The organism is Magnetospirillum sp. UT-4, assembly GCF_902729435.1.
In the GTDB taxonomy this organism is placed as follows: Bacteria; Pseudomonadota; Alphaproteobacteria; order Rhodospirillales; family Magnetospirillaceae; genus Magnetospirillum.
The window spans coordinates 21,762-34,789 of the sequence record NZ_CACVCG010000053.1 but is presented as its reverse complement, the minus strand read 5'-3'; the positions used below and the strand labels follow the sequence as shown (position 1 = coordinate 34,789).

Below are 13,028 nucleotides of genomic sequence, written 5' to 3'. Positions count from 1 at the left end.
GAGGCGAAGGCCCGTGAAGGATCACATCGACGTCTTGGTCGTCGATGACGACGAGACCGGAAGGACCATCGCCGCAGCCTATCTGCGGAAGGCCGGCCTGACCGTCGCCACCTGCGCCGGCGGCGTCGAGATGTGGCAATGGCTGGAGCGCCACCGCGCCCCGGTCATCCTGCTGGACGTCATGATGCCGGGCGAGGACGGGTTCTCGCTGGCGGAACAGCTGCGCGGCCGCTACGGCCTGGGCATCGCCGTCATCATGCTGACGGGGTGCGAGGGCAGCGGCGACAAGGCCACCGGGGTGGCGGTGGGGGCCGACGACTACCTGACCAAGCCCATCAACAAGGACCTGCTGGTTTCCATCGTCGGCAGGTACGTCCATTCCGGGCGCAAGACATCCAGTCCGGCCGCCGCCCCCAACGAGACCTGGATGGAACGCTGCCCCAGCTGCGGCGGCCGCCTGGACCTCAGCCTGGCCTCCGATTTCGGCGCGGTCGGCACCTGCCGCGCCTGCGGCTGGTCGTCCTATATTGTGTGCTAAACCGCCACGCCCGCCAACCACGCCTCGAATTGGTCGGCGGGAAGCGGCTGCGCGTACTTGAAGCCCTGGGCGATGTGGCACTTGCGGGCCACCAGGTGGGCCTCGTCGGCATCGCTCTCGACGCCTTCGGCCACCACCTTCATTCCCAGGGCTCCGGCCAGCCCGATGATGGCTTCGACGATGGCGGCGTTGTGGGGATGGGTGGCGACGCCGGTGACGAAGGAGCGGTCGATCTTGACGGTTCCCAGCGGCAGGATCTTCAGGTTGGACAGGTTGGAATAGCCCACGCCGAAATCGTCGATGGACACTTCGATGCCGATGGTGCGCAACCGGCCCATCTGGCGGATGGTGCTGTCGGGATCGGCCATCACCGTGGATTCGGTCAGTTCCACTTCCAGCGCCGACGGGGGGACGCCGTGCTTGTCGAGGACGGCGGAGATGCGGTCCGGCAGCAGGCCGTTGTGGAACTGGCGGGCCGACACGTTGACGGCGACCTTCAGCTCTCCCAGTCCGCGGCGGCGCCAATCGGCGATCTGGCGTACCGCCTCTTCGATGACCCATTCGCCGATGTGCTCGATCAGGCCGGTCTCCTCGGCGATGGGGATGAACTGGGTCGGCGGCACCGTCCGGCCGTCCGGCGTGTGCCAGCGGATCAGCGCCTCGGCGCCGACGGCCAGCCCGGCGTCGAGGTTGATCTTGGGCTGGTAGTGCAGCGCGAACTCGCCGCGCTCGATCGCCCGCCGCAACGCCTCCTCGAGTTCGAGGCGCTCCAGCGCGGCGCCGTTCATGGAGGCGTCGAAGAACGAGAAGGTGCTGCGTCCGGCGTTCTTGGCCCCGTACATGGCGGTGTCGGCGCTGCGCATCAGGATGGCGCCGTCCTCGCCGTCCTGGGGGTACAGGCTGATGCCGATGCTGGCGCCGACATTGACGCTGTGGCCCTTGACGGCGACCGGGCGCTCCACCGACGAGATGATCTTGGCGGCGATGTCGGCGATCTCGGCGGCATTGGTGAAGCCGGTGAGGATGACCACGAATTCGTCGCCGCCCAGGCGCGCGATGGTGTCGCTGCGCCGCAGCCCGTCCTTGAGCCGGCCGGTGATCTCGACCAGCAGGGTGTCGCCGGCGTCATGGCCCAGGCTGTCGTTGACGATCTTGAAGCGGTCGAGGTCGATGAACAGCACCGCGAGCCGCGTGCGTTCGCGCTTCGCCACCTCGATGGCGTGGGACAGGCGATCCTGCAGCAGCAGGCGGTTGGGCAGGCCGGTCAGCGGATCGTGATAGGCGTAGTGGCGGATCTGCTCGTCCTTGCGCCGCAGCTCGGTGAGGTCCGAGAACAGCCCGACGAACTGCTCGGGACGGCCATTGGCGCCGGGGATGGGACTGATGGTGAGCCACTGGGCGTAGACCTCGCCGCTCTTGCGGCGGTTCCACACTTCGCCCTGCCACTCGCCGGCCTCCTTCAGGCATTTCCACATGTCCGCATAGAACCCGTCCTCGTGCAGGTCCGAGCGCAGGATGCGCGGGGTCTGGCCGATGGCCTCGCTCTCCAGATAACCGGTGATGTCGGTGAACGCGGGGTTCACCGACAGGATGATGCCGTCGCCGTTGGTGACCACCACGCCCTCGCTGGTGTTGCGCACCACGTTGGCGGCCAGGCGCATCTCCGCCTCGATGCGCTTGCGCTCGGAAATGTCGCGCCAGGTGCAGTACAGCACCCGCCGCCCCTGCATGAGGATGGGCGACAGGGTGATCTCGGCCGGAAAGGTCGATCCGTCCGCCCGCTGGTGGACCCATTCGAACCGAAGGACGCCAGCGTCCTGGGCGGTCGCCATCATGCGCTCGGCGAGGAGCGACGACAGCTCGCCGCCGGGCTGGCGCCCGGGCGACAGATCCCATGGGTGCCGGCCCAGCACCTGCTCCTTGGCCGAGCAGCCCAATTGCCGGAGCGCCGCCGCGTTGCAGGCGGTGAAACGGCCGTCATCGACGATCAGGGTGGGGTCGGGGGACTGCTCGAACATGTCCTCGAACCGGCGCCGGCCCTCGTCGGCCTCCTCGCGGGCCGAGGCCAGGTCGCTGATGTCGAAGCAGTAGCCGACATAGCCGGAGAACCGGCCGTCACTGCCGACCAGGGGAAAGCCGTTGTCGACGATGGGGCGGAAGCCGCCGTCGCGGTGGCGCAGCCGGTACTGCATGGAGAACGGCAGGCGCCGGTCGAAGGCGTCGCGGTAGGTCTCGAGGACGTAGGTGGCGTCGTCGCCGTGTACGCCCTCGAACCATCCCTCGCCGAGCTCGTCCTGCAGCGGCCGCCCGGTGAAGTCGAGCCAGGCGCGGTTGAACCAGTCGCAGGCCCCCGAGGTATTCGCCCGCCAGATCAGGACCGGGGCCAGGTCGAGGATGTGCGAATGGTCTTCGAATGCCATGAAATGTCTGTCCGGCCCGGCCGATGGGGGTGCCGGGCGACTATGTCATGGGTATGTCATTCCACCAAGCAACCGTTCTCCACCCGGTTGAAATGGCGGTCGCCGCCGCCGTTCCTATGGGCGCGGCCGCGCCTTGCCGGCAAACTTGCCGTTTGCGTGGGGCTTGGTGCCGGGCTTGTTCTTGGAACGCGGGGAGGACGCGTCGGCCGTCGGGCCGTGCCTGTCGCCGCCGGGCGGCGCGTCGCCCAGCGGCTCGATGCGGCCTTCCGGGCGGTCGATCTGGCTGAGGGAGGCCTGGAACCGTTCGGCGGCGGCGGCGTCGATCTCGAAGCGGGTTTCGCGCTCCATGATGCGGATGGCACCGATCTCCTGCTTGGTGATCCTGCCCTGGCGGCAGATCAGCGGGATCAGCCAGCGCGGGTCGGCGTTCTTCAGGCGGCCGATATTGAGGCGGAACCACACCGAGGGGCGGGCCTGGCGATCGCCCCCGGCCTCGCGCGGATGGCGCGGCTCGCCGCGGTCGCGCGGCTCGCGCGCCGGCAGGCCGGAGCCGGGATCGAACACCTCCTCGGCGGCGGGCAGCTGGGCGCGGTACAGCCGCACCAGGGCGGCGGCGATCTCTTCCGGCGCGCGGCTTTCCAGCAGGGTGCGGGCCATGGCGCGCTCGTCGTCGGTGGTCTCCTCGGTCAGCACCGGGTGCTGCAGCAGGCGCTGCTGGTCCAGCCTGGCGATGTCGTCGGCGCTGGGGGCGCTGGTCCACTCCACCTTCAGCCCGGCCGCCTGCAGCAGGTGCTCGGCCTTGCGCCGGCGCGACAGCGGCGCCAGCAGGACGCTGACCCCCTTGCGGCCGGCGCGGCCGGTGCGACCGCTGCGGTGCTGCAGGGTTTCCGCCGTGCGCGGCAGCTCGGCATGGATGACCAGGTCCAGGCTGGGCAGGTCGATGCCGCGGGCCGCCACGTCGGTGGCGACGCAGACCCGCGCCCGGCCGTCGCGCAGCGCCTGAAGCGCGTGGTTGCGCTCGTTCTGGCTCAGCTCGCCCGACAGCGCCACCACGCCGAAGCCGCGTTCCAGCAGGCTGGCCTGCAGGTGGCGGACCGCCTCGCGGGTGCCGCAGAACACCATGGCGGTGGGCGAATCGAAGTAGCGCAGCAGGTTGACCACCGCGTGCTCGATCTCGTTGGGGGCGACTCGGACCGCCCGGTGGTCGATGTCGGCGTGGCCCTGGCGGCCGGCGGACAGGGCGATGCGCCAGGCATCGCGCTGGTAGCGCCGGGCCATGGCGGTGATCTCGTGCGGCAGGGTGGCCGAGAACAGCAGGGTGCGTCGGTCCTGCGGGGTGGCCTCGAGGATGAATTCCAGATCCTCGCGGAAGCCCATGTCCAGCATCTCGTCGGCCTCGTCCAGCACCGCCACCCGCAGTTTGCCGGTGCGCAGGGCGCCGCGCTCGAGATGGTCGCGCAGGCGGCCCGGGGTGCCGACGACGATATGGCAGCCGCGGCCCAGCAGGCGCTCCTCGGCGCGCGGGTCCATGCCGCCGACGCAGGACACCACCTGGCCGCCGGCATGGCGGTACAGCCAGCCAAGCTCGCCGTGGACCTGCAGCGCCAGTTCGCGGGTGGGGGCGACCACCAGGGCCAGCGGCTCGCCCGCCGGCTCCAGCGCCGGCGCCTCGCCCAGCAGGGTGTCGGCCATGGCCAGACCATAGGCCACCGTTTTGCCCGAGCCGGTCTGCGCGGAAACCAGCAGGTCGCGCTCGGCGGCCTGTGGATCGAGCACGGCCGACTGGACGGAGGTGAGGTCGGCATAGCCGCGCTCGGTCAGGGCGCGGGTGAGGGGGTGGCTGGGGGAAAAGAGTTCCATCGGGGGCGTTGCTTCTTCTCGGTCTCGTGCAGGGCGGGATCGCCCCCCAAAGGCCAGTAAAATCCCCCGGAAAGCAAGGCTTTCCGGGCGGGTGCTCCCATGCGTCCCGGTCGCCGGCCCCACTGGGGTCGGCCATTCCGGCCCGCTTCTTGCTGATCCCTGGTCGGCAACCGCGGGAAACACCCCTCATGTTGATCGATTCATTCAAGCGCCCCATCGAGTATCTGCGGCTGTCGCTCACCGACCGCTGCGACCTTCGCTGCGTCTACTGCATGTCGGAGCGGATGCGCTTCGAACCCCACGACCAGATTCTGTCGCTGGAGGAGATCGAACGCGTCTGCGCGGCCTTCATCCGCCTGGGGGTGCGCAAGATCCGCCTGACCGGCGGCGAGCCGCTGGTGCGGCGCAACGCCTTGCACCTGATCGGCATTCTCGGCGAATGGGTGCGCGACGGCCGGCTGGGCGAGCTGACCCTGACCACCAACGGCACCCGGCTGGCCGAATTCGCCGGCCACCTGGCCGCCGCCGGCATCCGCCGCATCAACGTGTCGCTGGACACCCTGGACCCTGAACGCTTCGCCGCGCTCACCCGCGGCGGGCGGCTGGAGCGGGTGCTGGAGGGCCTGGCGGCGGCCCGGGCCGCGGGATTGCGGGTGCGCGTCAATGCCGTCGCCCTGCGCGGCGTCACCGACCGGGACGGCCCGGCGCTGGTGGAATGGTGCCACGGCCAGGGCTTCGACCTCTGCTTCATCGAGGTGATGCCGCTGGGCGAGGGGCGGGCGGTCCAGGATGCCGCCAGCCTGCCCCTGGCCGAATTGCGCGGCCTGCTGGAGCGGCGCTGGACGCTGGCCGACAGTCCCTATCGCAGCGGCGGCCCGGCGCGCTACGTCCAGGTCGCCGAAACCGGCGGCCGCATCGGCTTCATCGCGCCCGAAGGCCACGGCTTCTGCCACGAATGCAACCGGGTGCGGATGTCCTGCACCGGCCTGCTCTATCCCTGCCTGGGCCGCGAGGTCGCCCATGACCTGCGGCCGGTGCTGCGCAGCGGCGCCGGCGATTCCGACCTGGACCGCCACCTGAGCGACGGCATCGCCTTGAAGCCGGCCCACCATGCCTTCGCCGCCGGCTGCAGCGCCGCCTCCCCGGCGCGCGCCATGAGTGTCACCGGCGGTTGAGTGCGGCCGATCCATGGACAAGCAAAGAACTGTGTCACGGCATAATAATAGACGAATTCCAAGCCGCATTTGCCGCTGCGCCGCATATTGAACGTTTCGTTCAGCATGTCTTCGTCCTTTAACGAAACGACGCCAAGGGAGCGTGAATTAGTAAAACCGAAGGAATGGGCCAAACCCTCACCCCATATAGGGTTTTGTGCATTTCCGGCTACTTCCTTCGGGTTGGCACGGCTGTTGCCTTTCTCTCTGCCGCATAGGACACGCATGGGCGCCGCCCCGGGCGCCAGAGAGAAGGGAGCGCATGATGGCAAGACAATCCCGCCGCAACTTCCTGAAGGCGGCCGGAGCCGCCTCCGTGGGGGTGGGCCTGGCCGGCCCGTTTTCATTCCGGACGCTGGCCGCCACCGATCCCGGCAAGGCCTACGACTACACCAGCTGGGAGCAGTTCCACCGCGACCAGTGGAGCTGGGACAGGAAGACTCGCGGCGCCCACCTGGTCAACTGCACCGGCGCCTGCCCGCACTTCGTCTATTCCAAGAACGGCGTCATCCTGCGCGAGGAGCAGTCCAAGGACGCCCCCATGCTGAACGGCGTGCCGGAGCAGAACCCGCGCGGCTGCAACAAGGGTGAGTGCGGCACCGACTACGTCTACAGCCCCACCCGCCTGAAGTACCCGCTGATCCGGGTCGGCGAGCGCGGCGAGGGCAAGTGGCGGCGCGCCAGCTGGGACGAGGCGCTGGGCATCATCGCCGACAAGATCGTCGATACCCTGAGGACCGAAGGCCCGGACACCATCAGCGTCTATTCGCCGGTGCCGGCGGTCGCCCCGGTGTCGTTCTCGGCCGGCCATCGCTTCGCCCACCTGATCGGCGCCCATGCCCACACCTTCTTCGACTGGTACGGCGACCAGCCTCCCGGCCAGACCCAGACCTGCGGCGTCCAGGGCGAAACCTGCGAGAGCGCCGACTGGTACAATGCCCGCTACATCGTGCTGTGGGGCGCCAATCCGGCGCAGACCCGCATCCCCGACGCCCACTACATCTCGGAAGCGCAGCTGAACGGGACGAAGATCGTCAGCATCGCGCCCGACTACAACTCGTCCACCATCAAGGCCGATTCGTGGCTGCACCCCAAGCCGGGCACCGACGTCGCCCTGGGCCTGGGCTTCGCCCACGTCATCATCAAGGAGAACCTGTTCGACGCGCACAATCTCAAGGAACAGACCGACATGCCGCTGCTGGTGCGCGGCGACAACAAGCTGTTCCTGCGCGAATCCGACCTGGTCGAGGGCGGCTCGAAGAACCGCTTCTACGCCTGGGACCTGAAGACCGGGCGGCCGGTTCTGATGCGCGGCAGCTGGGGCGACGAGCCCGGCGTCAAGCCGGCGGTGCAGCCGCCGTTCCTGGCCCGCAACACCCTGACCTTCGCCGACGGCACGCTGGACCTGGGCAACCTGGACCCGGCGCTCGAGGGCCGCTACCGGGTCAAGCTGCTGGACGGCACCATGGTCGAATGCCGGCCGGTGTTCGAGCTCTACCGCGAGCGCATCATGGCCGAATACACGCCCGAGAAGGTGGCGGCGGTCACCGGCGTCAATGCCGGGCTGATCGCCCAGACCGCCCGGGACTACGCCAAGGCCAGGCCGGCGATGATCATCACCGGCGGCGGCACCGGCCACTGGTTCTACAGCGACATCCTGATGCGGGTGTTCCACTTCCTGTCGTCGCTGACCGCCAACGAGGGCAAGCAGGGCGGCGGCGTCAACCACTACATCGGCCAGTGGAAGCCGGTCTTCGTGCCCGGCGTCGCCGCCCTGTCCTTCCCCCAGGGCGCCGGCAAGCAGCGGTTCTGCCAGACCACCATCTGGAGCTACGTCCATTCCGAGGCCTATGACGGCATGGACAAGGTGGGCATCGACACCGGCAAGTACCTGCGCCACGCGCTCGACAGCAAGCAGTTCCCGCTCTACCCGCGCAACGGCCGCGACCCGAAGATCTTCATCGTCTACCGCGGCAACTTCCTGAACCAGGCCAAGGGTCAGAAGTACATGCTGCGCAACCTGTGGCCGAAGCTGGACCTGATCGTCACCGCCAACATCCGCATGGACAGCCAGGCGCTGTATTCCGACATCGTCCTGCCCTCGGCCCACTGGTACGAGAAGCTGGACCTCAACGTCACCGAGGAACACACCTTCATCAACATGACCGAACCGGCGGTGCCGCCGATGTTCGAGTCCAAGACCGACTGGCAGATCTTCCGCGCCCTGGCCAAGAAGGTGGAGGAGGCGGCGGTGGCCAAGGGCTACCCGCGCTTCTACGACGACCAGTTCAAGTGGAACCGCGACCTATCGACGCTGTCGGCGCAGTTCACCGACAACGGCAAGTTCGACAACGAGGAGGCGGCGGCCCAGTTCATCCTCGACACCGCGCCGCAGAGCAAGGGCATCACCCTGGCCGAGCTGCGCGAGAAGCCGCGGCGCTACAAGTCCAACTGGACCTCGCCGATGAAGGAGGGCGTGCCCTACACGCCGTTCCAGTTCTTCGCCGTCAACAAGCGCCCGTGGCCGACCCTGACCGGCCGCCAGCAGTTCTACATCGACCATCCGGTGTTCTTCGAGATGGGTGTCGAGCTGCCGGTCTACAAGGCGCCCATCGACGCCGACAAGTATCCGCTGCGCTTCAACACCCCGCACAGCCGGCATTCCGTCCACTCGACCTTCAAGGACAACCCGCTGATGCTCCGGCTGCAGCGCGGCGGCCCCATCGTCGAGGTGCCGCCGGTCGAGGCCGAAGCCCGCGGGCTGAAGGACAACGACTGGGCCGAGATCTTCAACGACCACGGCCGCGTCATCGTCCGCATCCGCATCAAGCCCGGCGAGCAGCCCGGCCGCATCTCCATGTATCACACGCCCGAGTTGTATATGGACCTGATCGAGGGCAGCACCCAGAGCGTCTGCCCGATCCGCATCACGCCGACGCACCTGGTCGGCAATTACGGCCACCTGCTGTTCCGGCCCAACTATTACGGGCCGGGCGGCAGCCAGCGCGACACCCGCGTCGAGATGCGCAAGTACACCGGCGCGGTGCCGACGCCGCTGTGAACGGAACCGGCGGCCGCCGGAGCGCCGGCGGCCGCCTCTGACAGAACGGGAGTTACGTTATGACGACCAGCAAGATGGCGGTTCCGTCGCGGCAGATCGCCTTTGTCGTGGACCTCAACAAGTGCATCGGGTGCCAGACCTGCACCGTGGCCTGCAAGCGGCTGTGGACCGGGCATCCCGGCCAGGCCTTCATGTACTGGCGCAATGTGGAGACGGCGCCGGGCCAGGGCTATCCGCGCAACTGGACGGCCAAGGGCGGCGGCTACAAGAACGGCGACCTGCAGAAGGGCAAGCGCCCCACCGAGGCCGATTACGGCATCCCCTTCGAGTTCGACTACGAAGGCCGTCTGTTCGAGGGCAAGGCCGGCCGCGTTCGCCCCAGCCCGTCCCCCCGCAACGCCCCCAACTGGGACGAGGAGCAGGGCGCCGGCGCCTATCCCAACAACCACTTCTTCTTCATGCCCCGGATGTGCAACCACTGCAGCAATCCGGCCTGCCTGGAGGCCTGCCCCAACGACGCCATCTACCGGCGTCTGCAGGACGGCATCAACGTCATCAACCTGGACAAGTGCAAGGGGACGGCGGCCTGCGTCGAGGCCTGCCCCTACGGCAAGGCGTTCTTCAACGCCAACGACCTCAAGGGCAACAAGTGCATCGGCTGCTATCCGCGCATCGAGAAGGGCGTGGCCTCGGCCTGCGTCGCCCAGTGCGTCGGCCGCGCCATGCATGTGGGCTTCCTCGACGACAAGGCCAGCTCGGTGTTCAAGCTGGTCAACGTGTTCAAGGTGGCCCTGCCGCTTTATCCCGAGCTGGGGACCAAGCCCAACGTCTTCTACGTGCCGCCGGCCTTCGGCCCGATGGAGGAGGATGCCCAGGGTCTGTCCACCGGCAAGCCCAAGCTGCCGCAGGCCCTGCTCGAGAAGATGTTCGGTTCCGAGGTGGGGGCGGCGCTGGCGCTTCTGCGTGCCGAGCGCGGCCGCAGGATGGCCGGCAGCGCGTCCGAACTGATGGACACGCTGATCGGCCACCGCTCGGCCGACATGATGATCTCGCCGCTCACCTGAAGGGGGCCGAAATGAACATTTTCCTCCCGTTTCTTTCGGTCCTTTCGGTGTTGTGGGCCTTGTCCGCCGCCCAGGCGGCGGACAAGGCGACCTACGAGGGCTTCAAGGTCTGCGCCAAGTGCCACGACCTGCAGGCGGAGGCCTGGCAGGCCACCAGCCACGCCAAGGCGTTCGACATCCTGAAGCCCGGCCAGCGCGCCGAGGCCAAGGTCAAGGCCAAGGTCGATCCCAACAAGGACTACACCGCCGATCCCGGCTGCCTGGGCTGCCACACCACCGGCTATGGCGAGCCGGGCGGCTATGATCCCGCCATGCCGCCGGCCCAGGCCAAGGCCCTGGCCGGGGTCGGCTGCGAGTCGTGCCACGGCCCCGGCAGCCAGTTCAAGAAGGAGCACGGCGACGCCGAGGGGCGCTTCAAGAAGGGCGGCGCCACCACCGACCGCAAGGTGCTGGTCGAGGCCGGGCAGACCTTCGACTACGAGAAGGCCTGCGTGAAGTGCCACGGCGTGGGCACCAACAAGCCCGGCAGCCCGTTCAACGCCCTGGTCGATCCCAAATACGCCTTCGAGTTCGACAAGGCGGTGCGGACCACCGGCAAGGGCAAGGGCGTCCACGACCACTTCAAGCTGATCGGGGTGTTCTCGGGCCAGCCGGTGCACCGCCTGCGGGCCGAGTTCCAGAGCACGGCGAAGGAGGGCGCGGAATGAACGCCGTGACCTCATCCGCCACCGCCCCTGCGGCCGCGTTCTCGGCCGATGCGGCGGCCCGCTGCTACCAGCTGCTGGCCATCGCCTTCGCCTATCCCGGCGCCGAATTGGCCGACGCCGTCGCCTCGGGCGCGTTCCGCGACGAGATGGCGGCCGCGTCCCGGGCGGCCTCGCCCGCCCTCGCCGAAATCGCCGCCCAGTGGAGCGGCGCCTTCCAGGGAGTCGAACGGCGGGAACTGGAAAGCCAGTATCTGGCCGCCTTCGAGCTCGACCTTCCGGCGTCGCCGGTGTCGCTCTACGAAGGGTCCTACGGCGGCGGCAGCGACCGCGCCCAGGTGCTGCTGGAGGTGAAGGCCTTCTACCAGCATTTCGGCCTGTCCATGCCGGCCGAGATGCGCGAGGCCGAGGACCACCTGGCGGCCGAACTGGAATTCATGCAGTTCCTGACCGCCAAGCAGGCGCTGGCCGAAAGCGAGGGCGCCGATGCCGGCCCCTATCTGCGGGCCCAGCGCGACTTCCTGTCCCGCCACCTGGCCCGGTGGCTGCCGCGCTTCACCGCCGCCACCGCCAACCTGGACAGCGATTTCTACCGGTCGCTGGCGTGGCTGGCCAACGGCTTCGTCGCCGCCCACCATGGCGCGGTCTGCCCCCCCGCGGAAGAGGCCGCGCCATGATCCGGCTGTCCCGGCCCCGGACCTGGCTGCTGGGCAGCTCGCTGCTGGCGGCGGTGGTCTTCTTCGTCACCGGCATCGTGTTCTGGGGCGGCTTCAACACCGCCATGGAAGCCACCAACACCCTGGGCTTCTGCATCACCTGCCACGAGATGAAGGACACCGTCTACAAGGAGTACACCGAGACCGTGCACTTCGCCAATCGCAGCGGGGTGCGGGCGGTGTGCGCGGACTGCCACGTGCCCCATCCGTGGGTCTACAAGCTGCAGCGCAAGATCCAGGCCAGCGGCGAGCTCTACCATAAGGTGATGGGGACGGTGGACACCCCGGAGAAGTTCGAGGCCAAGCGGGTCGAACTGGCCAAGCGGGTGTGGGCGTCCATGAAGGCCACCGATTCCCGCGAATGCCGCAACTGCCACACCCTCGACGCCATGAGCAAGGACGCCCAGAAGGCGACGGCATGGCGGCAGCATTCCAACGCCGCCGCCAAGGGCAAGACCTGCATCGACTGTCACAAGGGCATCGCCCACAAGGACGTCTCGGCCTTCCACGAAGAGGAAGAGCCGACGGACGGGAATTAACCGAGTTGTCTGAAAGAGGAGAGCGAAAGATGTCTAAGTTCGTTACCAAGCGGGTTCTGTGCGCCGCCATCGGGGCGCTGATGATCGGCGGCGTCGGTGCCGCCTCGGCCCAGCAGGCGCCGATGATGGACCAGAAGGCGCCCATGGCGGCGCCGATGATGGCGGATCGCGCCAAGCTGCTGACCCAGCCCGGCGTGTTCGGCAACTTCTCCATCTACAAGGTGCGGCCCGACTACATGAAGCTGAGCGCCGCCGAGCGCAAGGCCGCCGTGGCGGAGGCCCACATGGTCATCGACAAGCACAAGGAGAAGGTGATCGTCGATACCTACCTGACCCGCGGCCTGGGCGCCAGCAGCGACTATCTGCTGCGCGTGCACTCCACCGACATGGCGGCGACGCAGGCCTTCCTGCTCGACTGGCGGGCCACCCGGCTCGGCATGCACTCGGATGTGGGCGAGAACCTGGTCGGCATCACCAAGGCGCTGAACTACATCACCAAGGACAAGTCGGCCGACCTGAACGCCGGCCTGACCTCGGCCACCTACTCCGATCCGGCCCCGCGCTACGCCATCGTCATCCCGGTGAAGAAGGACGCCGCGTGGTGGAACATGTCGGACGAGCAGCGCCTGAAGGAGATCGAGGTCCACACCGTTCCCACGCTGCAGTACCTGGTCAACGTGAAGCGCAAGCTCTATCACTCGACCGGCCTGGCCGACACCGACTTCATCACCTATTTCGAGACCGCTGACCTGGGCGCCTTCAACAACCTGCTGATCTCGCTGGCCAAGGTGCCCGAGAACAAGCACCACACCCGCTGGGGCAACCCCACCGTCCTGGGCACCATCCAGACCCCCGAGTCGCTGGTGAAGACCCTGTCTGGCATGTGACGCACTCCCCCCCGGACGAGTCTCG

Annotated in this window: 10 protein-coding genes; 8 read left to right on the top strand and 2 right to left on the bottom strand. The window is 68.2% G+C overall.

Going from position 1 to position 13,028, the window contains the following annotated elements; translation table 11 throughout:
* Positions 1–13 precede the first annotated feature (13 nt).
* Positions 14–538, top strand: a complete 525-nt coding sequence (locus MTBUT4_RS08300) for a PleD family two-component system response regulator (RefSeq protein WP_173979209.1) — start codon at positions 14–16, stop codon at positions 536–538.
* Here the strand turns inward: MTBUT4_RS08300 and MTBUT4_RS08295 are convergent.
* Positions 535–2,958, bottom strand: a complete 2,424-nt coding sequence (locus MTBUT4_RS08295; protein ID WP_173979208.1) for an EAL domain-containing protein — start codon at positions 2,956–2,958, stop codon at positions 535–537. The genes MTBUT4_RS08300 and MTBUT4_RS08295 overlap by 4 nt on opposite strands.
* Before the next feature lie 114 nt (positions 2,959–3,072).
* The gene (locus MTBUT4_RS08290; RefSeq protein WP_173979207.1) at positions 3,073–4,818 is read right to left on the bottom strand and encodes a DEAD/DEAH box helicase; all 1,746 of its coding nucleotides are present in this window, start codon (positions 4,816–4,818) and stop codon (positions 3,073–3,075) included.
* Between the two features lie 188 nt (positions 4,819–5,006).
* Between MTBUT4_RS08290 and moaA the strand changes: the two genes are divergently transcribed.
* From moaA to MTBUT4_RS08255, 7 genes are all read left to right on the top strand, one after another.
* Positions 5,007–5,993, top strand: a complete 987-nt coding sequence (gene moaA, locus MTBUT4_RS08285) for a GTP 3',8-cyclase MoaA (RefSeq protein ID WP_173979206.1) — start codon at positions 5,007–5,009, stop codon at positions 5,991–5,993.
* A gap of 304 nt (positions 5,994–6,297) precedes the next feature.
* Positions 6,298–9,093 (top strand): molybdopterin-dependent oxidoreductase, encoded by a 2,796-nt coding sequence (locus MTBUT4_RS08280; RefSeq protein WP_173979205.1) that lies wholly within the window; start codon positions 6,298–6,300, stop codon positions 9,091–9,093.
* Positions 9,094–9,152: 59 nt separating this feature from the next.
* Positions 9,153–10,157, top strand: coding sequence for a 4Fe-4S dicluster domain-containing protein (locus tag MTBUT4_RS08275; protein ID WP_217424133.1), 1,005 nt, complete (start codon positions 9,153–9,155; stop codon positions 10,155–10,157).
* Between the two features lie 11 nt (positions 10,158–10,168).
* Entirely contained in the window at positions 10,169–10,864 is a 696-nt protein-coding gene (locus MTBUT4_RS08270) for a cytochrome c family protein (protein WP_173979204.1), read from the top strand.
* Positions 10,861–11,538 carry a molecular chaperone TorD family protein gene (locus MTBUT4_RS08265; protein WP_173979203.1) on the top strand — a complete coding sequence of 226 codons (678 nt, stop codon included), beginning with the start codon at positions 10,861–10,863 and terminating at the stop codon, positions 11,536–11,538. The genes MTBUT4_RS08270 and MTBUT4_RS08265 overlap by 4 nt, the downstream gene beginning before the upstream one ends.
* Complete coding sequence (locus MTBUT4_RS08260; protein ID WP_173979202.1) at positions 11,535–12,116, top strand: NapC/NirT family cytochrome c; 582 nt, start codon at positions 11,535–11,537, stop codon at positions 12,114–12,116. Before MTBUT4_RS08265 ends, MTBUT4_RS08260 begins: the two co-directional genes overlap by 4 nt.
* 29 nt (positions 12,117–12,145) lie before the next feature.
* The gene (locus MTBUT4_RS08255; protein ID WP_173979201.1) at positions 12,146–13,003 is read left to right on the top strand and encodes a chlorite dismutase family protein; all 858 of its coding nucleotides are present in this window, start codon (positions 12,146–12,148) and stop codon (positions 13,001–13,003) included.
* Positions 13,004–13,028: the final 25 nt, after the last annotated feature.